Below are 22,077 nucleotides of genomic sequence, written 5' to 3'. Positions count from 1 at the left end.
AGATGCCGCGCCCCTGTAAAGTGGTATGTATCTAAAACTAATACACTTGCCGTTTTTTTATTCTGTTCGCCGTATCCTTATCCAAAAAAGGATCGCCCCAGCGATTACAGAATAATCGTGCGGTTTCCATAGACAAAAACACGTAGCGCCAGTACCCGGTACAGCGCGCGGCTCAGAACATTTTTCTCGACGTCACGACCAGCACGCATCATGTCATCTGCAGAGTATGTGTGATCGACGTGAATGACATCCTGCATGATGATGGGGCCTTCATCCAGACTATCGTTGACATAGTGCGCTGTTGCGCCGATGAGTTTTACGCCGCGTTCGTAAGCTTGATGATACGGGCGAGCGCCGATGAAGGCTGGTAAGAATGAATGGTGAATATTAATCACCTGATTGGGAAAATGTTGAACAAACGCTGGTGTCAGAACCCGCATATACTTTGCGAGCACCACGTAATCGGGTTGGTATTGGTCTATCTGCGCGATCATTCGCTGATCGTGCTCTTCTCGCGTTAGCCCTTCGTGGCTAACCAGGTGGAAAGGAATATCGAATCGCTCGACTAAACTCTGCAACGTGTCGTGGTTGCCGATCACCGCCGCTATTTCTACATCCAGGCCACCATAAGCGCTTTTCATTAGCAGATCACCCAGACAATGGGCCTCTTTCGTCACCAGAACGACAATACGACGACGGCCTACGGCAATTAATTCACGAGAAGACCCTTCAGGAAGCGCACCGTCTAAGTCGGCTAACAGTGTACTGTCGTTGAAAATACCTTCCAACTCGGTTCGCATGAAAAAGCGCCCCGTACGATGATCGACGAATTCAGTGTTTTGCACGATGTTCAGTTCGTGCTTGTAACAAATATTGGTAATTTTCGCGATGAGCCCTTTTGCATCAGGACAAATGGTTCTTAATACTTTTCTTTGTATATTTGGGGATTGCATGAGCGGGTGGATCCTGTCCAAAGCTAGAATAACGGCCTAATGATAACGCAGCGGTAAGGCCGCGTGGGCAACTGCCTGTGTTATTGTCCACAGCATTTTTTGTATTTTCTGCCGGAATCGCACGGGCAGGGTTCATTTCTGCCGGTCTGTATATGAACGCCGTCTATATAGTACCAGCGATTATGTTGACGAAGGAAGCGTGAGCGCTCCCGCATCAATTCGGTTCGTTGCCTGTCGACATCCGATAAATAGCGGGCGGCAAATTCCACATAATGCTCATTGGCCGTTTGACCGGGAGATGTTGCCAGTATAGTGAGGCCAAGCCATTGCGTATTCTGGCTGCTCTCAGCGAGAGAGGCGCGCCATTTCTCAGGGTTGAGATCAGGGTGCCAGGTCGCAATGAGATAATCGACATCCTGTTTGACGTAAGCGGTATAGCGCGATCGCATTAATATGACTGGATCAGCCGCTGTTGCGGCATGGGCGAGGTAGGGTTGACAGCATGCGTTATACTGCAATCCACTGCAACAAGGGCAAGATTCTGACACGATGTCTCCTGAAGAAAACTTAATATAAAAACTGATGGAGAATAAACGGATCTCTATGCAGGATGCATATGTTACCTAACAAACTCTGCGCGTAGCAATGTGCACTAGAATGAAGACGGGTGGTACTCATGCGGCGGAAAAAAATTGGTGTAGCCTTGGGATCTGGGGCTGCAAAGGGGTGGGCGCATATTGGAGTGCTGAATGCGCTGACAGAAATGGGGATTGTGGTTGATGTGGTGGCCGGTTGTTCAATTGGCGCGCTGGTGGGGGCGGCTTATGCGACGGATCAATTGACCTCGATGGAGCGTTGGGTAAGAGCCTTCAGCTACTGGGATGTGATCCGGTTGATGGACCTTTCCTGGCAACGCGGCAGTTTGTTACGCGGCGATCGTGTATTTAATAGTGTTAAGAATTTGTTACAAATAACGCAGATTGAAGACTGTAAAATCAAATATGGTGTGGTAACGACAAACCTCAGCACAGGGCGTGAACTCTGGTTGACAAAGGGTGATTTACATCAGGCTATGCGGGCGTCTTGCAGTATGCCTGGCCTGTTATCCCCTGTTAGATTCAATGATTACTGGCTGGTCGACGGTGCGGTGGTTAATCCTGTCCCTGTCTCTTTGGCGCGAGCGATGGGGTCTGACATCGTAATCGCTGTGGATCTACAGCACGATGCGAGCCTTAATCACCACGATTTACTGTCGATAAAACCGATGTCGTCCAGCATTAATGCGAAAAATGTTCCGCACGGTTGGCGCAGTAAAATTCGTGAACGACTACGGCGAGGCCATCGGTCATCAGTAGAAAACACGCCAACGGCGATGGAAATAATGAGTACCTCGATCCAGATTTTGGAAAATCGGTTAACGATGACAAGAATGGCGGGCGATCCTCCCGATGTGCTGCTGCGGCCACGTTGCCCTCAGATTGCTACACTTGACTTTCACCGGGCGCAGGAGGCGATTGAGGCGGGATATAAAGCGGTAGAGAAAATGCGCGATGAGTTGTTACCGCTTGTGGAAAGAACATAACGCGCGCATGTGCACAAGCGAAAACTTATGCAGAGGCATACAAGCCTGATGTTTCATCTGTCTGTGCGCTAGAGCAGATGTGATTATCCGGTGTTTGACGTAAGGGGTACAGATGGAACAACCACTAGCGGGTAAGCGTATTTTGGTCATTGATGATGAGGCTGTTTTTCGATCAGTGCTCGCTGGTTATCTGGTTTCTCTTGGCGCGCAGGTTCAGGAGGCGATTAACGGTGTGGACGCATTCACTATTCTTGAGCATGAGCGACCCGATTTGATCATCTGCGATCTGGAAATGCCGACGATGGGGGGGATCGAATTCCTTGAGCGTCTGCGGATGAAGGACAGCGTTACGCCTATCTTGATCGTCTCGGCGACGAGCCAAATGGCGGACATTGCTAAAGTCCTTCGTCTTGGCGTTCAGGATGTGTTGCTAAAACCGATTCGAGACTACACGCGTTTACGTGAAGTGGTCATGTCCTGTCTCTACCCTGGCCTGTTCACCTCGCCGTTGAATGAAGTAGAACAATTGATGCAAGACATGGATTCGTTTAAACAGTCACCGGAAGCGGTAACCAAATTGCTTGCTCAGCTACAGCCGCCTGTACAGCAAACACTTGCTCACTGTCGCGTCAATTATCGACAGTTGACGGTGGCAGAGCAACCGGGATTAGTGCTGGATATGGCCGCGCTGTCGGAGGACGATTTGGGGTTCTACTGTCTTGATGTTACCCAGGGTGTCAATAATAACGGGGCATTGGCCGCGTTGCTGCTTCGAACGTTATTCAATGGATTACTCCAGGAACATTTGGCCGATCGCCAACACCGCTTACCACACCTACCTGCATTATTAAAGCAGGTAAACCAACTACTGCGTCATGCGGGCTTAGACGGACGTTTTCCCTTGCTTGTTGGGTATTACCATCGGACGCTGAAACAGCTAATACTGGTTTCTGCCGGGTTAAGTGCGATGCTAAGTGTGAATGAACAACAGATTGCGCTAAATAGCGGCCTTCCCTTAGGCACGTTGGATGACGCCTATCTCAACCAACTGCATTATTCGTGTGAGGCATGGCAATGTCAGGTATGGGGGCGTGGCGGTCGCTTACGGCTGATGCTGACGACAAAATAGTCTCCAGGGAAAAACGTCGCTCGCGCTGGGAAATACCACGCTCTCGGTATTAATTGTAATTCCCTATTAGATAGGGAGTTATCTTAATTTGATTGCATGACCATGTTGGGGCAAGCGTATGCTGATTAAAATCGTTATACTCTTTCGATTATGCTGACGGGATAAATAAAGTTCATTATTTGAACGGTATATAAGAGGCTGTTTATGTCTATTGTGAATAAAAAAGTAAAAAAAGCGGTCATACCTGTTGCTGGGCTAGGGACGCGCATGCTACCTGCCACCAAAACCATTCCTAAAGAAATGTTGCCATTGGTTGATAAGCCGCTAATCCAATATGTTGTCAATGAGTGTATTGCCGCAGGGATTAATGAAATTATTCTCGTCACACACTCTTCCAAAAATTCCATCGAAAACCATTTCGATACCAGTTTTGAACTGGAAGCCATACTGGAAAAACGTGTAAAACGGCAATTGTTGGAAGAAGTGCAATCTATCTGTCCAAAGCATGTCACCATTATGCAAGTGCGACAGGGATTAGCTAAAGGTCTCGGCCATGCGGTGTTGTGCGCGCATCCGCTCGTGGGAGATGAGCCTGTTGCGGTAATTCTCCCGGATGTGATTATTGATGAATACGCATCCGATCTGAAAAAAGATAATCTGAGTGAAATGTTGCAACGTTTTTCTGCAACAGGTCATAGCCAGATTATGGTAGAACCGGTTGAAAATGTCAGTAGCTATGGTGTGGTTGATTGCAAAGGCGTGGAATTAAAAGCGGGAGACAGTGTCCCGATGGTGGGCGTGGTAGAAAAACCGAAAGCCTCAGAGGCACCCTCTAATTTAGCTGTCGTTGGCCGTTATGTCCTTTCCGCGAATATTTGGTCTCTGTTGGAAAAAACACCACCCGGTGCAGGAAATGAGATCCAATTAACCGATGCGATTGCTATGTTGATGGAAAAAGAAACGGTAGAGGCGTACCACCTGAAAGGCGTGAGCCATGACTGTGGCAATAAATTAGGCTATATGCAGGCATTCGTGGAATATGGCTTACGACATGAGGGGTTAGGCAAGGAATTTGCCCAATGGTTACAGGAAACGATTAACACTGATGGAAAATAACACACTGCCGTTTTATTACTCGCTATTTATCTGAATACTAAAGGCGGTTAGTGCGAAGTTTGTCTATTTCCCACCATGAAATGGTCTCCAAAGAAAACCCCTGATAACTATCAGGGGTTTTTTGTATTCAGTATTACTACAGCATCACAGCAGGAAATCTTCTAAAGATTTACCTTGTTCTTCAATAGCCTTCTTGATTACTGCTGGCGTACGGCCCTGGCCAGTCCAGGTTCTAACTTCGCCATTTTCGTCCGTATATTGATATTTGGGCGGGCGCGCTGCGCGTTTACTTTTACTGGCAATTTTCACGGAACCAGACGATTGCAATAATTCGTTCGGATCAATACCATCGGCAATCAGCATTTCACGATATTGTTGCAATTTACGCGCACGTTCTTCAACTTCAGCTTGGAACTGACTATCTTCTTCGCGGCGTTCATTTACCACGACTTCCAGTTTTTCCAGCATTTCCTCTAAAGTTTCCAGGCTACACTCCCTTGCCTGGGCACGCAGAGTACGGATGTTGTTAAGAATCTTTAGTGCTTCGCTCATTGTGATAATCTCAAATTAATATTATTGGTGGCGTGTGGTGTGATAATAGAGTGCTATTTTCTATTCTGCAATAGTCAACTTTGTAAGTTTGTTAAAAATACCATTTTTAAAACCGGTTTCACCGCGTATGTTACATAAATATAAATATGCTTCTGTTATCAGGAAATACTTTGGTAATCCTATTTTTTACCCGAAAAGCAGGGGAAATAGCATATTGAAATTACATCCTTGTTATAAGGAATGTTTATATCTTTTATCATGATACGCAGTTACTGACGATTGTTAACGCATGAGATGCGCCGCGGATGAACACATTGCGCCCAGTGAAGTTTGGTTGTTAAAATACACTTTTGCGACATGAAAAATGATTTAGCCTGCTTTAGTGGAGTGGCGAGTGGCCCAACTTTATTTTTATTATTCTGCAATGAATGCGGGGAAATCGACCGCGCTACTACAGTCGTCCTATAACTACCAGGAACGCGGTATGCGCACGCTAATATTCACTGCGGAAATAGATAATCGAGGCGGCGTGGGTGTAGTGAATTCGCGCATTGGCCTTTCTTCCCCGGCATTATTGTTTAACCCGCAAACCTCCTTATTTGGATTGCTAGAGAAGGAACATCGCACTCAGCCAGTTGATTGCGTATTAATTGATGAGTGTCAGTTTTTAACTCGAGAGCAGGTTAGTGAACTCTCCGACGTCGTGGATCAATTAGATATCCCGGTGTTATGTTACGGGCTGCGCACTGATTTTCGTGGGGATTTGTTTTCCGGTAGCCATTATTTATTAGCGTGGGCCGATAAGCTTATTGAGTTAAAAACGGTCTGTCATTGCGGGCGCAAGGCCAACTGTGTTTTGCGACTGGACGCACAGGGTAATGCCGTTCTTGAGGGCGAGCAAGTCGTCATTGGCGGCAATGAGCGCTATGTTTCCGTTTGCCGTAAGCATTATAAAATTGCGTTAGGGTTGACCCGTAACCTCGGGGAGTAAGAACGTAAAATTCCTGGCGGGGGCGGCGAATAATGGAGTTGCCTTGCGAGTTTATCCTTTAGGTACGCCAACAAAAATGCCCAACCATAACAGGGTTGGGCATCGTCGAGAATGTAGACTAAGACGCTTCGGTGTGTCGCTTAATGTGCCGCTTTTTTGGCCGTTTTAGTCGCTTTTGCCTCAGTGTCAATCGCTTCTGTTTTCGGTTCCTCGGAGAATTTACGGCCGTAGTAAGTGTCCAATAGAATCTGCTTCAACTCGGAAATCAGAGGATAACGCGGGTTAGCCCCAGTGCACTGATCGTCAAATGCATCTTCTGATAGCTTGTCGACCTTAGCCAGGAAATCAGCCTCTTGAACACCGGCTTCACGAATGGACGCCGGGATCCCCAACTCAGTCTTCATTTCTTCCAGCCAGCCCAACAATTTCTCGATTTTTTGTGCAGTGCGATCGCCCGGCGCGCTCAAGCCTAAATGGTCGGCTATTTCAGCATAACGACGACGCGCCTGTGGACGGTCATACTGGCTGAACGTTGTCTGCTTGGTCGGGTTATCATTCGCGTTATAGCGAATAACATTGGCAATGAGCATTGCGTTAGCCAGCCCATGAGGGATGTGGAACTCCGAGCCAAGTTTGTGGGCCATAGAGTGGCAGACGCCGAGGAAGGCGTTGGCAAACGCGATACCTGCGATTGTTGCGGCATTGTGCACGCGCTCACGGGCAACCGGGTTTTTCGCCCCATCGCGGTAGCTGGCTGGCAGATTTTCTTTCAGCAGCTTCAACGCTTGTAAGGCTTGCCCGTCAGAGTATTCGTTTGCTAGTACTGAAACATAGGCTTCCAATGCGTGGGTTACCGCATCAAGCCCGCCAAAGGCGCACAGTGATTTCGGCATGTTCATCACGAGATTCGCATCGACAATCGCCATATCCGGCGTTAACGCATAATCTGCTAATGGATATTTCTGCCCGGTAGCATCGTCGGTGACTACCGCAAACGGGGTGACTTCAGAACCCGTACCCGAGGTGGTGGTAATTGCCACCAGTTTGGCTTTGACGCCCATCTTGGGAAATTTGTAGATTCGTTTACGGATGTCCATAAAACGCAATGCCAGTTCTTCAAAGTGCGTCGTAGGGTGTTCATACATGACCCACATAATCTTCGCCGCGTCCATTGGAGAACCACCGCCCAGCGCAATAATCACATCCGGTTTGAAAGAATGCATTTGCTCTGCGCCTTTGCGCACGATGCTCAATGTAGGATCGGCTTCTACTTCAAAGAAGACTTCGGTTTCAATCCCGTTGTGTTTCAATACGGAAATCACCTGATCGACATAGCCATTATTGAACAGGAAACGGTCTGTAACGATAAACGCACGTTTTGCGCCGTCGGTCGCGACTTCTTCAAGCGCGATAGGCAGCGATCCACGACGAAAATAAATAGACTTGGGAAGTTTATGCCACAACATATTTTCTGCTCGCTTGGCTACCGTTTTTTTGTTGATCAAATGTTTCGGACCCACGTTCTCAGAAATGGAATTTCCGCCCCAGGAGCCGCAACCCAACGTTAGAGATGGCGCGAGTTTGAAATTGTAGAGGTCGCCAATTCCCCCTTGTGACGCCGGCGTGTTGATCAGAATTCGGGCAGTTTTCATCACATTACCGAACTGAGTCACGCGTTCTCGCTGGTTGTCCTGATCGGTATACAAACAGGATGTGTGACCAATGCCGCCCATTGCGACCAGCTTTTCCGCCTTGGATACGGCATCGTTGAAATCTTTCGCGCGATACATCGCTAGCGTCGGCGACAATTTTTCATGGGCAAAGGGTTCGGATTCATCGACAGCCGTGACTTCCCCGATCAATACCTTGGTGTTTGCCGGGACGATGATGCCAGCCATTTCTGCAATTTTGGGTGCCGCCTGGCCTACAATGTCGGCATTGAGTGAGCCATTTTTCAGCAAAATATTTTGTACGGCATGTAACTCCTTGCCTTTCAACATGTAGCCGCCATGGGTAGCAAAACGTTCGCGCACGGCGTCATAAACGCTATCTACCACGATCACTGACTGTTCTGATGCACAGATAACGCCGTTATCGAAGGTTTTTGACATCAGAATGGATGCGACGGCGCGCTTGATATCTGCCGTTTCATCAATAACAACCGGCGTATTACCGGCACCGACGCCGATAGCCGGTTTGCCTGAACTGTATGCGGCCTTCACCATACCTGGGCCACCGGTTGCCAGAATCAGGTTGATATCGGGATGGTGCATCAACTGGTTGGATAATTCGACAGAAGGTTGATCGATCCAGCCGATAATATCCTTCGGTGCCCCTGCTGCAATTGCCGCTTGCAGAACAATGTCTGCTGCTTTATTCGTCGCATTTTTGGCGCGAGGGTGAGGGGAGAAGATAATCCCGTTACGGGTCTTCAGGCTGATCAGCGCTTTAAAAATTGCAGTAGATGTGGGGTTGGTTGTAGGAACAATGCCGCAAATCAAGCCGATAGGCTCGGCAATGGTGATGGTGCCGAAGGTATCGTCAGTGGAGAGAATCCCACAGGTTTTTTCATCCTGGTAGGCGTTATAAATGTATTCCGAGGCGAAGTGGTTTTTGATGACTTTATCTTCCACAATCCCCATACCGGACTCGGCCACCGCCATTTTTGCCAGCGGGATACGCGCATCCGACGCAGCGAGTGCGGCGGCGCGGAAGATGTTATCTACCTGTTCCTGCGTATAGGTGGCAAATTCCTGCTGTGCCTTTTTTACTCTTTCGACCAGTGCGTTAAGTTCAGCCACGTTAGTTACGGCCATAATGCTCTCCTGATAAAGGTTAAACTCTTTCAGTCAATCGTCCGCCGGAAAAAACAGTATAGATAAAGGTATGACTTAACACGTATCTACCTAATCGTCCTTACTCGACGCCATTGACTCAAAGAGCTCATTACCTGTGGCTACAGCATGTTTGTCGCTTTTTAAAGCACAGTAACTTTCTGTATCGAAAATTTTTAAAAAAATGTTTTAAAAAATCGTAATTTTAAGATGTTTTATGCGTCTGCTGATGTATGTGATGAGCATACCTATTTGTGGGTGTGGTTATTGTGATCTATATCGTGTTTTTTTGAAGCTGACACCATTCAGCATGGTGTTTTTGATAGTAATTCTCATTCATATCACAATGCTGATAATAGTAACGTCTCAACGGCTCGATATGCAGTCATTCGGTGAAGGCGGTGAGCTGAGTCGATCCCCTATAGAAAACGCTAGACATGTTCAGTGCTTATCAATGGAGCGCGCTTTTTAACCAAATTAATTCTTTTTTTGGTCATGGCAACGAAAGGCTCGATATATTTATCGCGGCCAATTGGCAATACAATTGTTAAAATAATTACATTTTGTGAAGCGATAGCATGAAATGACATAAAGTAAGCATCCTTTTTATACTGTGTGGATGCTAATATTCGCGACAATATTTTTTGTTTACGTTTAAAAAATAGCCATGCTTATGAAGAAGTTGCACGTTTAAAATAAAATTTGTTTTTTATCATGTGGTTAATTAATTCTGTTGCTGTTTGTTGTTAGACGCCTCTCTAACGAGGATAAAGATAATTACGTAACATGGATGTAAAAATATTGGCGAATGGGCCTGTATTTGATAGCGTCTAAGCGTGTCCAATCCTGTATAGGTAATCTATAAAATAAATTTATGGATTATCTTTGCATGGGGTGTGAGCCGAATCGATTAACCTTTCCCGGCAGGGACGAAATTCAGGGATCGTTGCCGCAGTAACTAACACGACTATTTCACAGGAGATGAAAATAATGACCAACATCACAACGAAAAATAGAATCGCTGCCGCTATTATTGCGGCGTTAAGTAGCTCAATGGTTGTATCCGCTTTTGCCGCCACGGTTCCAGCAGGCGTTCAGTTAGCAGAAAAACAGGAGTTAGTGCGTAACAATGGTGCTGAGGTCGCTTCGCTCGATCCACATAAAATCGAAGGCGTACCCGAGTCCAACGTATCGCATGATCTGTTAGAAGGTCTGGTCATTTCCGACGTTAATGGCAAAACTGTTCCTGGCGTCGCAGAAAGTTGGGATAACAAAGATTTTAAAGTGTGGACGTTCCACCTGCGTAAAAATGCCAAATGGTCAAACGGCGAGCCGGTTACTGCGCAGGATTTCGTCTATAGTTGGCAACGTTTGGCCGATCCGAAAACGGCCTCGCCTTATGCCAGTTATCTGCAATATGGTCATCTGGTTAATATTGATGACATTATCGCCGGTAAAAAATCCCCCGATACGCTAGGGGTGAAAGCGCTGGATGACCATACCTTTCAGGTGACGCTCTCCGAAGCGGTACCTTACTTCTATAAACTCCCCATTTACCCAGCCATGTCGCCCGTCAATAAAACTGCTATCGAGAAATTTGGTGATAAATGGACTCAGCCGCAAAACTGGGTCGGTAATGGCGCCTACACGCTGAAAGATTGGGTGGTTAATGAGAAACTGGTGCTGGAAAGGAACCCCTATTATTGGGATAACGCGCATACGGTGATCGATAAAGTGACCTATCTGCCGATTGCCTCTGAAGTGACCGACGTCAACCGCTATCGCAGCGGTGAAATCGATATGACCTATAACAACCTGCCAATCGAGCTCTTTCAAAAATTAAAGAAAGACATTCCGAATGAGGTGAAGGTCAATCCGTACTTGTGCACCTATTATTACGAAATCAATAATCAGAAGCCCCCATTTAATGATGTGCGCGTGCGTACTGCGCTGCGTCTGGGGCTGAGCCAGGATATTCTGACCAACAAGGTGAAAAATCAGGGTGATACGCCTGCTTACGGTTTTGTGCCGCCGTATATCGATGGTTTTAAGGCACAAGTGCCTGAATGGTTTACCTGGCCGCAGGCGAAGCGTAACGAAGAAGCGAAGAAATTGCTGGCGGCAGCGGGTTATACCGCGGACAAGCCGCTGACGTTGAGCCTGTTGTACAACACCTCCGATCTGCATAAGAAGATGGCGATCGCGGCGGCTTCCCTCTGGAAACAGAATATCGGCGTGGACGTTAAGCTGGTCAATCAGGAATGGAAAACCTTCCTCAGCACCCGTCATCAAGGGAGTTACGATATCGCGCGTGCAGGCTGGTGTGCGGACTATAACGAACCGTCAACCTTCCTGAACAGTATGCTGTCAGACAGCAGCAGTAATACCTCGCACTATAAAAGCAAGGCATTTGATGCGCTGGTGGCTAAATCCTTACAGGTGAAAACTGACGAGGAACGTGCCGCAGTTTATCAGCAGGCGGAATCCTTGCTGGACAAAGACGCTGTCACCATTCCCGTTTATTACTATGCCAATACCAGACTGGTGAAACCGTATGTTGGTGGATTAACCGGTAACGATCCGCTGGATAATATTCACGTAAAAGATCTTTACATCATTAAACACTAATAATAATGGCTGGCGCATACACGCCGTGTCGCCAGCCTTTTATAGGTACGGGCAATGCTAAAATTTATTCTTCGTCGCTGTCTGGAGGCGATCCCAACACTATTCATCCTGATTACCATTTCGTTTTTTATGATGCGCTTGGCGCCAGGCAGCCCTTTTACCGGCGAGCGTAATTTGCCGCCGGAAGTGATGGCGAATATCGAAGCCAAATATCATCTTAACGATCCCATCCTGACGCAATATGGTCATTATCTATTGCAATTGGGGAAGGGGGATTTCGGTCCTTCTTTTAAATACAAAGACTATTCCGTTAATGATTTGGTGGCGTCATCGTTTCCCGTTTCCGCGAAGTTGGGGGCTGCCGCCTTCATTCTGGCTCTTGTTTGCGGCGTGAGCGCGGGTGTTATTGCTGCGCTGAAACAGAATACGAAATGGGATTATACCGTCATGGGCTTTGCGATGACGGGGGTGGTGATTCCCAGCTTTGTCGTCGCGCCGTTACTGGTGCTGATTTTCGCTATTACGCTGCGTTGGTTACCCGGCGGCGGTTGGAACGAGGGCGCGGCAAAATACATGGTGTTACCGATGGTGGCGCTGTCGTTGTCTTATATCGCCAGCATCGCGCGTATCACCCGAGGATCGATGATCGAGGTTTTACACGCTAACTTCATCCGCACCGCGCGCGCCAAAGGGTTGCCGATGCATCGTATCGTACTGAAACATGCGCTGAAGCCTGCATTGCTGCCGGTGCTTTCCTATATGGGGCCCGCCTTTGTGGGGATTATTACCGGTTCTATGGTGATTGAAACCATCTTTGGCTTGCCGGGTATTGGGCAGCTGTTCGTTAACGGCGCGCTGAACCGCGATTATTCGCTGGTTCTCAGCCTGACGATTTTAGTCGGCGGTTTAACTATTCTCTTCAATGCGATCATTGACGTGCTCTACGCGGTTATCGATCCAAAAATCCGTTATTAAGTGGGGATGCTATGTTTTGGCAGCGAAAAAACGTTGAAGCGTTAGAGAACTTCACCGAACAGACAGAGATTGCGGGGCGCAGCCTGTGGCAGGATGCGCGTCTGCGCTTTATCCATAACCGTGCGGCATTGGCTAGCCTGTTTATTTTGGCGGTGATTACTGTATTTGTAATTTTGGCCCCCCAATTATCGGCTTTTAATTATGCGGACACCGATTGGAATATGATGTCAGCCGCGCCTGATATTGCCTCCGGCCATTATTTCGGCACGGATTCTTCCGGGCGCGATTTGCTGGTTCGTGTCGCCATCGGCGGGCGCGTTTCCCTGATGGTTGGTGTGGCGGCGGCGCTCGTGGCCGTGATCGTCGGAACGCTATATGGCGCGTTGTCTGGCTATCTGGGCGGAAAAGTTGATTCCGTCATGATGCGCCTGCTGGAGATCCTCAACTCGTTCCCCTTTATGTTTTTCGTCATCTTGTTAGTCACCTTTTTCGGGCAGAATATGTTCTTGATATTCGTGGCGATTGGCATGGTGTCCTGGTTGGATATGGCGCGTATTGTACGTGGTCAAACGCTGAGCCTGAAGCGCAAGGAATTCATCGAAGCCGCAAGGGTTTCCGGCGTTTCCACGCGGGGTATCGTGCTGCGCCACATCGTGCCGAATGTGCTGGGTGTGGTGGTGGTTTACGCTTCTTTGCTGGTGCCAAGCATGATTCTTTTCGAATCCTTCCTCAGCTTCCTGGGGCTAGGGACACAGGAACCGTTAAGCAGTTGGGGAGCGTTATTGAATGATGGCGCGAATTCAATGGAAGTGTCGCCGTGGTTACTGTTTTATCCGGCGGCGTTTCTGGTTGTCACGCTGTTTTGTTTTAACTTTATCGGTGATGGCCTGCGCGACGCCCTCGACCCGAAAGATCGCTGAGGAACACCACGATGAACACGATTGATGTATCTGGCTCGCAGGATGTGCTGCTGCATGTTCAGGATCTGCGGGTTACGTTTAAAACGCAGGACGGGGACGTTACGGCAGTCAATGACCTGAATTTTACACTTCACGCGGGTGAAACGTTGGGGATTGTGGGGGAGTCAGGCTCTGGAAAATCGCAAACCGCGTTTGCATTAATGGGATTGCTGGCCAGTAATGGGCGTATTGGCGGTTCCGCGCGTTTTCATGGTAAAGAAATTCTTAATCTGCCGGAGAATCAGCTTAATAAACTGCGGGCAGAAGAAATGAGTATTATTTTCCAGGATCCGATGACGTCTCTCAATCCCTATATGCGCGTTGGCGAACAACTGATGGAAGTGCTGATGTTACATAAAGGCATGAGCAAGCGTGACGCGTTCGAGGCCTCGGTCAGCATGCTGGACGCGGTTAAAATGCCGGAGGCGCGTAAGCGTATGAAGATGTATCCGCACGAATTTTCGGGGGGGGATGCGCCAGCGCGTGATGATTGCGATGGCGCTGCTATGCCGCCCGAAACTGCTGATTGCCGATGAACCGACAACGGCACTGGATGTCACGGTTCAGGCACAGATTATGACGCTGCTCAATGAGCTGAAACGCGAATTTAATACGGCAATCATCATGATCACTCACGATCTGGGGGTTGTCGCCGGGATTTGCGACAAAGTGCTGGTAATGTACGCCGGGCGCACCATGGAGTATGGCACCGCACGGGATGTTTTCTATCATCCGAGTCACCCCTATTCCATTGGCCTGCTGAATGCCGTGCCGCGTTTGGATGCGGAAGATGAGGTGCTGGCGACTATACCGGGTAATCCACCAAACCTGCTACGTTTGCCTAAAGGGTGTCCATTCCAACCTCGTTGCCCGTTTTCAATCGCGGCGTGCCATCGTGCGCCGGTGCTGGAATCATTTGGTGATGACCGCTTACGCGCCTGCTTTAGAGCGGTTGAGGAGATAGCATGAACCAGCAGGATGATAAAAAAGTGCTGTTAGAAGTGGACGATCTGAAAGTTCACTTTGAGGTTAGGGATGATAAGCAGTGGTTCTGGCAGCCGCCGAAAAAGCTGAAGGCGGTTGATGGCGTTACGTTACGTTTATACGAAGGTGAAACGCTCGGCATCGTCGGCGAATCCGGCTGCGGCAAGTCGACGCTGGCTCGCGCCATTATCGGGTTGGTTAAAGCCACCGATGGGCATGTCACCTGGTTGGGCAAAGATCTGCTGCGCATGAATGCCGATCAGTGGCGCGCCGCGCGTAGCGATATTCAGATGATATTTCAGGATCCGTTGGCATCGCTGAATCCGCGTATGAACATTGGCGAAATTATTGCGGAGCCGTTGCATGTTTATCACCCTGAGTTGGATCGACAGACGGTGAAAGAACGCGTGAAGGCGATGATGCTGAAGGTCGGGCTGCTGCCGAGCCTGATTAATCGCTATCCGCATGAGTTCTCCGGCGGTCAGTGTCAGCGCATCGGCATTGCGCGCGCGCTAATTTTGGCACCCAAACTGATCATCTGCGATGAACCCGTTTCCGCATTGGATGTGTCGATTCAGGCTCAAGTCGTTAACCTATTGCGTCAGTTACAACGTGAAATGCGCTTGTCATTGATTTTTATCGCCCACGACTTATCAGTGGTGAAGCACATTTCCGACCGTGTGTTGGTGATGTATCTGGGCCATGCCGTGGAATTAGGCCGCTACGATCGGGTCTATCAAAATCCGCAGCACCCGTATACGCGAGCGCTGATGTCTGCGGTGCCTATTCCCGATCCCGATCGGGAACGCAACAAGCAGATACAATTATTAGACGGGGATTTGCCTTCGCCTATCGATCCGCCATCGGGCTGCGTGTTTTGCACCCGCTGTCCAATAGTCGGCCCTGAGTGTATGAAAACCCGGCCTTTGTTAGAGGGAAGTTTTACGCACGCCGTCTCGTGTCTGAAGGTTGATCCGGCGGCATTGCTACCGGTTTCGCCGGTGCAATAACGCGCCATCGGGGAAACGGTTAAACAGTCTCTTCTGAGATTAAACAGTGTCTTCTGAGAAGATAAAGCCGTTCCCCTAAGCATAGGTTTGGGGGAAACAGGGTGATGAGGCTCCAGCAGAGATGCCTCGTGCCGTGCTTTCCCCCGGTATCTCAGTCTTTAAACGGTAAGCATGACGCCAGTGGAGGGCGCCTTTTTAAGATAATTTACTCTTTCCACAGAATGTGGCAAAGCTTGTGGTTTTTTTCCCGGCAAATTAACACGCGCGCAAAAATATCAGTGATCTCTTCACCATCCTGTTCAGCCAATCCAATGACCACTTCCGCAAAGAAATCGGGATTGAGGTCGAAATCAACGTGATCTGCCCAGTCTTCCGCGGGATCGAATAATTCTGCGCCGCCGCGTTCTTCGAATTGCAGGTTGAACAGTAGAATATCGGCCGGATCGAGATTATCCGCGGCCAATTCCAAAAAGATGTCGTATGCCTGCTCCAACGCTTCGTCTTCGGTCAGGCGATTATTCAAATCCATAAAACGCTTCCTGTAAATTCCCAATGGCCTTATTAAAACACGGGGAAACACGTACCCCAAAGCAATTCACGTCATAGCCGCGGGTCACGTTATAGCAACGGGCTGAAAAAGTAGAATAATCGCTCGACGATACGTTGCCAATAAGGGCGAGTTTGCCACTGTGCCGCGTTTAATAAGCGAGAGCGGGCAATATAGTCCTCCTGTACGCAGGCTAAATCCCCCCCGAACCCGGCATCGTCAATGACCAGCGTAATTTCGAAATTCAGCCATAGGCTACGCATATCCAAATTCACGGTGCCCACCAGGCTAAGTTGACCGTCGACCAATACGCTTTTGGTGTGCAGCAAACCGCCCTCGAACTGATAAATTTTGACGCCCGCGTCCAGTAGTTCCGCGAAAAAGGCGCGGCTGGCCCAGCCGACCAGGACTGAGTCATTTTTATACGGCACAATAATGCTGACATCGACGCCGCGTTGAGCAGCGGTACAGATGGCGTGCAACAGATCGTCGCTGGGCACGAAGTAGGGGGTGGTCATGATCAGTTGTTTGCGCGCTGAATAAACTGATGTCAACAGCGCCTGATGAATCATCTCTTCAGGATAGCCGGGGCCGGAAGCAATAACCTGAATCGTGTGGCCGCTCTCCTGTTCGAAAGGCATTACGTTAACATCCGGCGGCGGCGGGAGAAGGCGTTTACCGGTCTCCATTTCCCAATCGCAGCAAAAAATAATCCCCAAGGTGGTGGCGACGGGCCCTTCAATACGCGCCATTAGGTCAATCCACTGGCCGACCCCCGCGTCCTGTTTGAATAAACGCGGATCGACCATATTCATACTGCCGGTATACGCAATGCGGTTGTCGATTAAAATAATTTTACGGTGCTGCCGCAGATCCATCCGGCGCAGAAATACGCGTAACAAACTCACTTTCAACGCTTCAACCACCTCAATACCGGCGGTGCGCATGAGTTCGGGATACTGTTGGCGGAAAAATTGCACACTGCCCGCAGAGTCCAGCAGGATTCGGCAGTGTACGCCACGCCGCGCCGCCGCGATCAGCGACGAGGTGACGCGATCGACCAACCCGCCAGCCTGCCAGATGTAGAACACCATTTCGATGTTGTTGTGTGCAAGTTCGATATCACGCAACAGCGCCTTAATCGTGTCATCAAAAGTGGTCATCAATTGCAATTGATTGCCTTTAACGCCGCCAATGCCTTGTCGCCTTTCACACAGTTGAAATAATGCGCGAGCGACTTCACTGTTCTCCGTCGCGAAAATACGGCGATACTCTTTTAGTTCGCGTAACCACTTTGCGGTTGATGGCCACATCTTTCGCGCGCGTTCCGCACGACGTTTACCCAGATGGAGTTCGCCAAACGAGAGATAAGCGACAATACCCACCAGTGGCAGGATATAAATCACTAATAACCACGCCATTGCAGAAGGCACCGCTCTACGTTTCATCAGAATACGTAAGGTCACCCCTGCAATCAGTAGCCAATAGCTAAACACCAGTAACCAGCTTATTACGGTATAGAATGTCGTCATAACAACAGCACAGTTCCCTTCGGCGGCGAATGAGCAAAGTGTACGCATAGATTGATAAAAGGGGAAATGCCTTTCCCCGGATGTAGCGTTATCGCGTCGTGCGTGTTATTTGGCGACGGCGCTGCACAGCCTCGTGGGCGGTTCTTTGTACCCAGTCAATTAGGGCTGTTTGTCAAAGAGAAGCGTGTAGACGACAATCGGCGATTGTCGTCATATCGCAGGAGTATATAATGGCGACGCAAGTATTAATAAGAGTCGCATGATGAAACGTAGTCGGAATGAAGTGGGCCGCTGGCGGATGTTGCGTCAGGTTCAGCGTAGAAGAAGTCGGTGGTTGGAGGCCCAGTCTCGCACTTACCGCCATATCCGCTCTGCCCGTTATTTGCAACAAAAGCACAAACGGCGGGCACTGCTGTATGCTGTAGCCTATGAGTGGTAAGTCAGTGGAAGATAGCGGCCTGAAGCCGGGCCGCTATCCTTTTACCTTATTGGGCTGATTTTCTATTGGCTCAACCCATTACCGGAAGGCGCGGCGTCTTCGTTTCCCGATCGGCGATTGGCTTCGTCTCTTCCTCCTGAGAGGGAAGAATGAACAGCGATACGGAAGCCTTTAGATTCTCTGCTTGCCCCAGGAGCGATGAGAACGTGTGAGCGGAAGCCTCCACCTGGCCTGCATTTTCTCTCACCGTATCATTGAGCGTACTAAGCCGTGCGGTAACCTCATGAATACTATCATTTTGCTGATGCGATATTTCTGCTATTTCGCTCAGGAAGGTTCCGGTGCCTTTGGCGGTTTGGATAATATTCTGTAAGCTGTCGTTAAGTTTATTCACGAGTCGTGTTCCGGCGGTGACGCTGTTATCGGAATCGCGGATCAGGACATTAATGCTCTGTGCAGACTGGCTACTCTGTGAGGCCAGTGTGCCGACTTCTCGTGCGACGACGGCGAAACCTCGTCCCAGCGCGCCAGCGCGAGCCGCCTCAATGGCGGCATTAAGCGACAAAATATGTGTCTGAAACGCAACGTTCTCGATCATCCCAATGGCTTCCGTCATTTCACGTGTCCTGCCAGCGATATCTGACATCGCCGCTTTGACATCATTCATCATCGTCTCGCCCTGCGCGGCAATCTTGCTGGTATCTTCCGCGTGCAAATTGGCTTGCTGCGTATGCTGGGTATGGCGGGCGAGGTGTTGGCTCAGTTGAATAACGTGCTCCGTAGTGACTTTCAGCTCGTGTGACTGACGATTTGCCTGCTCGGAAAGCCGATGATTATCTGTCGCAACCCGATCCACCTGCGTGACCATATTCTCAACGCCCTGGCGCACCTGATTGACTAACGTAACCAGACCTTCCTGCATTTGTCTGACGCTGGCACTAAGTTGTTCGACTTCCCGCGTGCCGCGTGTCTCGGTATTGACTGAATGTGACAGATCGCCTGCCGCAATCCGTGTTAAATGGGTGATGATATGTGTCAGTGGGCGAATAATAACGCGATTAACACCAATCCAGACGGCGATAGCGATCGCCAATAAAACGCATAGCACCGTGATAAAAATTGTTTTGGCTTGGTTAAGCGAGGAAAGAAATTGCTGCCCATGCTGTTTTTGTAACGTATCCGTATCTTGCAGATAGCGTGAGTATTTTTGGGCGAAATCACTTTGATAGGCCTGAACCGGAACGGCAAAGAAAATATCGATCTGATTCGTGGTTTTTATCCCCTGAGCCAGTTCAACAAGCCCCGCATAGAGTTGGTTGTAGCTCTTTTTCAAATCGATAAATGCCTGCGTGTCGGCCTCGGTTGCTGAACCGGCATCTAGCAACTGGTAATGTGCCTGCGCCTGTTTTAGCGACACTTCGGCTTCATCCATCAGGCTGTGCCAACTGCCTTCAGACCCGGTTTCTTTATCTACCAGCAGATAAATGCCAGCGCGATTGAGTTTATCACTGGCATTCATCACCTCCATGCGGGCGTTATCCATCAGAGCCTGTTGCTGACGCAAGCTTTCATTCGCGGCAATATCCTGACGAACCTGCGTCATGGTTTGAGAAATGACAGTAATGGAAACCAATTGCAGTAAAGAAAATAACCCGATGATCAAGAATAATCCGGAGAGAATACTGAGGCGATGACGGCGGCGGAGAGTAGCAATTCCGTTTCGCAAAATCGCAGGCATTAACATGAATGTTGACCCTCTATATAGGAATAGCTGCCAAACTATCATTGTTAAATGACTAAAATATTTCAGTTTTTGTAAGATGTGCCGGCCACAATTTAGCAACATATTATGGCCAGTATTGATGAAACCGCTAAAATACTCTCTTAAACGGTTTTACGCTGACGTGTTTATAGACGTCGGCTGCGATATAAGGGTCAGAATCCGCCCATGCTATCGCCTCCTCCAGCGAGGCGAATTCGGCAACAATCAGTGAACCACTAAAACCGGCCTGACCGGGATCTTCACTGTCAATCGCCGGTAACGGCCCGGCGGTAATTAATCGCCCCTGATCGCGCAATGCCTGTAAACGGGCCAGATGATCCTGCCTAACAGACAGGCGATTGGCTAATGAATTAGCCTTATCTTCTGCATAAATAACGTAGAGCATAGTGACCTCATAAATTGTTAGATGTCAGGGGGTAGCGTACATGTCTATAGATTTTAAGCCACCAGCGCCTAGGCGGGGATAGTCGCTCGCCACCCATAATACGTGATGTTTTATCATCACAATAGATTGATTTATGAGAATAAAACCCTACTGTTTTTATTTTTACGGCAATTCCTTCGGTTATTATTGAATATGATTGCTATTTGCATTTAAACTTGAGCGGCATAAGAGGATAAAGACAGACCATGCCGCAAAAAAAATTTTTTTTGACTCGTCGTTACTCATGGCCATTCTTGCTTTCTGCCGGTTTTCATGGATCGCTGATTGCAGGCTTGCTATTCGCATCATTTAATAATTCAATCGAGTTACCGCAGGAATCAAAACCTATTAGTGTGGTAATGGTAAACCCTGCGGCCTTTGAAGCGGCACCCGCGCCTAAATCGGCGCCTGAAACCGAGCCAGTAAAGCAGCCTGAACCGGCTCCTGAGCCAGTTCAGCCACCAGAGCCTGAACCAGAACCAGAACCTATCCCGGAGCCGGAACCCGTTCCGCAGCCGGTTCCCATTCCATTGCCGGAACCTAAGCCGAAACCAAAACCGAAACCCGCCCCCAAATCGGTGAAGAAGGTAGAGCAGGCGAAGCCTGTTAAACGTGAACCCGCGGTTAAAAAACAGCCGCCGTCCCCGTTTACCAGTGATGAACCCGCGCGCAATGTCACTAATGCGCCGATTAAGCAGGCTCCCGCGCCAAGCGCGAATACGCAATCAAGTGGGCCACGCCCATTGAGTCGTACGCAGCCACAATATCCGGCGCGAGCGTTTTCTCTGCGTATTGAAGGCCGGGTAAAAATGCAATTTGATGTCGACCCATCCGGGCGTGTTGATAATGTACGCGTGCTTTCCGCTGAACCGCGCAATATGTTTGAACGTGATATTAAACGCGCTATGCGCAAATGGCGCTATGAGGCGGGCAAGCCAGGTAAAGATTTAGTCGTGACTATTGTCTTTAAGATAGACGGTGGGGCAGCAGTGGAGTAATCCATATTAGGGAGAAAAAGAACAGGGATGTCGCAATTGTTTGACGACATCCCGTTCTTTTGGCTTTCTAAGCGGTAGGTTTTGTTTTGTTGATGCCCGCAGGCGTTTGCGCAGGGGTGAAAAGGTTACTCACTTAGCGTGAAGTGGCTTTTACCCGCAGGCAGTTCGCGCGAATGGCCTTCATCATCGACTGCGACGTATGTGAATAGCGCTTCGGTCGCCCGATAACGCTGACCAATCGGTGCGGTCGCGACTTTCTTAATCCACACTTCAATATTGACGTTAATTGAACTCCGGCCCGTACGTAAGCAACGCGCATAACAGCAAACCACATCGCCTACGGCGACCGGTTTCAAGAACGACATGCCGTCTACTCGCACGGTCACCACACGCCCTTCGGCTATCTCTTTCGCAAGAATTGCGCCGCCCATATCCATTTGTGACATCAGCCACCCGCCGAAAATATCACCGTTTGCGTTGGTGTCGGCAGGCATGGCCATCGTACGAAGAACTAACTCACCCTGGGGTAACTCATTTTGCGTGCTCATTTTACAATCAGCCAAGTCGGTTAAATAAAGCCTACCCACCAGTAAAAGCGGCTCTGCTGACGGGTACAAAAGATATCTATTGCCTTATAATCG

Annotated in this window: 19 protein-coding genes and 1 pseudogene; 11 read left to right on the top strand and 9 right to left on the bottom strand. The window is 49.0% G+C overall.

Translation table 11 applies throughout. The annotated features are described in order from the left end of the window. Window positions 1–104 precede the first annotated feature (104 nt). Together purU and RFN81_RS09760 are read right to left on the bottom strand one after the other, a co-directional pair. Complete coding sequence (gene purU / locus RFN81_RS09765; RefSeq protein WP_264495668.1) at window positions 105–953, bottom strand: formyltetrahydrofolate deformylase; 849 nt, start codon at window positions 951–953, stop codon at window positions 105–107. An 80-nt stretch (window positions 954–1,033) separates the two neighbouring features. Continuing rightward, the gene (locus tag RFN81_RS09760) at window positions 1,034–1,501 is read right to left on the bottom strand and encodes a YchJ family protein (protein ID WP_264495667.1); all 468 of its coding nucleotides are present in this window, start codon (window positions 1,499–1,501) and stop codon (window positions 1,034–1,036) included. 128 nt (window positions 1,502–1,629) lie between these two features. On the opposite strand from RFN81_RS09760, the gene rssA reads away from it, so the two are divergent. The 3 genes from rssA (at window position 1,630) to galU (ending at window position 4,780) form a co-directional block, all read left to right on the top strand. After that, window positions 1,630–2,535 carry a patatin-like phospholipase RssA gene (rssA, locus tag RFN81_RS09755; RefSeq protein ID WP_264495666.1) on the top strand — a complete coding sequence of 302 codons (906 nt, stop codon included), beginning with the start codon at window positions 1,630–1,632 and terminating at the stop codon, window positions 2,533–2,535. A gap of 112 nt (window positions 2,536–2,647) precedes the next feature. Then, window positions 2,648–3,664: a two-component system response regulator RssB gene (gene rssB, locus RFN81_RS09750; RefSeq protein WP_264495665.1), complete on the top strand. Its 1,017-nt coding sequence runs from the start codon at window positions 2,648–2,650 to the stop codon at window positions 3,662–3,664. Window positions 3,665–3,868: 204 nt separating this feature from the next. Then, complete coding sequence (gene galU / locus RFN81_RS09745; protein ID WP_264495664.1) at window positions 3,869–4,780, top strand: UTP--glucose-1-phosphate uridylyltransferase GalU; 912 nt, start codon at window positions 3,869–3,871, stop codon at window positions 4,778–4,780. 144 nt (window positions 4,781–4,924) lie between these two features. Here the strand turns inward: galU and hns are convergent, their stop codons facing one another. Further along, a complete protein-coding gene (gene hns / locus RFN81_RS09740; protein WP_264495663.1) occupies window positions 4,925–5,332 on the bottom strand; it encodes a histone-like nucleoid-structuring protein H-NS in 408 nt (135 codons plus the stop codon). Window positions 5,333–5,726: 394 nt separating this feature from the next. On the opposite strand from hns, the gene RFN81_RS09735 reads away from it, so the two are divergent. Continuing rightward, complete coding sequence (locus tag RFN81_RS09735; protein WP_264495662.1) at window positions 5,727–6,323, top strand: thymidine kinase; 597 nt, start codon at window positions 5,727–5,729, stop codon at window positions 6,321–6,323. A gap of 140 nt (window positions 6,324–6,463) precedes the next feature. Here the strand turns inward: RFN81_RS09735 and adhE are convergent, their stop codons facing one another. Next, entirely contained in the window at window positions 6,464–9,139 is a 2,676-nt protein-coding gene (gene adhE, locus RFN81_RS09730) for a bifunctional acetaldehyde-CoA/alcohol dehydrogenase (protein ID WP_264495661.1), read from the bottom strand. Between the two features lie 1,008 nt (window positions 9,140–10,147). On the opposite strand from adhE, the gene oppA reads away from it, so the two are divergent. The 5 genes and pseudogenes from oppA (at window position 10,148) to oppF (ending at window position 15,713) form a co-directional block, all read left to right on the top strand. Then, complete coding sequence (gene oppA, locus RFN81_RS09725) at window positions 10,148–11,785, top strand: oligopeptide ABC transporter substrate-binding protein OppA (protein ID WP_264495660.1); 1,638 nt, start codon at window positions 10,148–10,150, stop codon at window positions 11,783–11,785. Between the two features lie 54 nt (window positions 11,786–11,839). Beyond that, window positions 11,840–12,760, top strand: a complete 921-nt coding sequence (gene oppB, locus RFN81_RS09720) for an oligopeptide ABC transporter permease OppB (RefSeq protein WP_264495659.1) — start codon at window positions 11,840–11,842, stop codon at window positions 12,758–12,760. 11 nt (window positions 12,761–12,771) lie between these two features. Then, a complete protein-coding gene (oppC, locus tag RFN81_RS09715; RefSeq protein WP_264495658.1) occupies window positions 12,772–13,680 on the top strand; it encodes an oligopeptide ABC transporter permease OppC in 909 nt (302 codons plus the stop codon). An 11-nt stretch (window positions 13,681–13,691) separates the two neighbouring features. Beyond that, window positions 13,692–14,688 (top strand): annotated as a pseudogene (locus tag RFN81_RS18745) (ABC transporter ATP-binding protein). Beyond that, entirely contained in the window at window positions 14,685–15,713 is a 1,029-nt protein-coding gene (oppF, locus tag RFN81_RS09700; RefSeq protein ID WP_264495656.1) for a murein tripeptide/oligopeptide ABC transporter ATP binding protein OppF, read from the top strand. The pseudogene RFN81_RS18745 and the gene oppF overlap by 4 nt, the downstream one beginning before the upstream one ends. Window positions 15,714–15,918: 205 nt before the next feature. Here oppF and RFN81_RS09695 read toward each other — a convergent pair whose 3' ends face one another. Together RFN81_RS09695 and cls are read right to left on the bottom strand one after the other, a co-directional pair. Next, on the bottom strand, window positions 15,919–16,242 hold the full coding sequence (locus RFN81_RS09695; protein WP_264495655.1) for an HI1450 family dsDNA-mimic protein: 324 nt from the start codon (window positions 16,240–16,242) through the stop codon (window positions 15,919–15,921). An 89-nt stretch (window positions 16,243–16,331) separates the two neighbouring features. Next, window positions 16,332–17,792 (bottom strand): cardiolipin synthase, encoded by a 1,461-nt coding sequence (gene cls, locus RFN81_RS09690; RefSeq protein WP_264495654.1) that lies wholly within the window; start codon window positions 17,790–17,792, stop codon window positions 16,332–16,334. A 262-nt stretch (window positions 17,793–18,054) separates the two neighbouring features. Here cls and RFN81_RS09685 point away from each other — a divergent pair, with 262 nt between their 5' ends. Then, window positions 18,055–18,231, top strand: coding sequence for a YciY family protein (locus RFN81_RS09685; RefSeq protein WP_264498931.1), 177 nt, complete (start codon window positions 18,055–18,057; stop codon window positions 18,229–18,231). A gap of 70 nt (window positions 18,232–18,301) precedes the next feature. Here the strand turns inward: RFN81_RS09685 and RFN81_RS09680 are convergent, their stop codons facing one another. Continuing rightward, window positions 18,302–19,975 (bottom strand): Tar ligand binding domain-containing protein, encoded by a 1,674-nt coding sequence (locus RFN81_RS09680; protein WP_264495653.1) that lies wholly within the window; start codon window positions 19,973–19,975, stop codon window positions 18,302–18,304. Between the two features lie 127 nt (window positions 19,976–20,102). Continuing rightward, window positions 20,103–20,399 carry a YciI family protein gene (locus tag RFN81_RS09675; protein WP_264495652.1) on the bottom strand — a complete coding sequence of 99 codons (297 nt, stop codon included), beginning with the start codon at window positions 20,397–20,399 and terminating at the stop codon, window positions 20,103–20,105. Window positions 20,400–20,644: 245 nt separating this feature from the next. Here RFN81_RS09675 and RFN81_RS09670 point away from each other — a divergent pair, with 245 nt between their 5' ends. After that, on the top strand, window positions 20,645–21,436 hold the full coding sequence (locus RFN81_RS09670; protein ID WP_264495651.1) for an energy transducer TonB: 792 nt from the start codon (window positions 20,645–20,647) through the stop codon (window positions 21,434–21,436). A 125-nt stretch (window positions 21,437–21,561) separates the two neighbouring features. Here the strand turns inward: RFN81_RS09670 and yciA are convergent, their stop codons facing one another. Then, on the bottom strand, window positions 21,562–21,984 hold the full coding sequence (gene yciA, locus RFN81_RS09665; protein ID WP_264495650.1) for an acyl-CoA thioester hydrolase YciA: 423 nt from the start codon (window positions 21,982–21,984) through the stop codon (window positions 21,562–21,564). Between the last annotated feature and the right edge of the window lie 93 nt (window positions 21,985–22,077).

This window comes from Pectobacterium cacticida (assembly GCF_036885195.1).
GTDB classification, from domain to species: domain Bacteria; phylum Pseudomonadota; class Gammaproteobacteria; order Enterobacterales; family Enterobacteriaceae; genus Pectobacterium; species Pectobacterium cacticida.
Note: the sequence above shows the minus strand (reverse complement) of the source record. Positions and strands in the feature narration are given on the sequence as shown.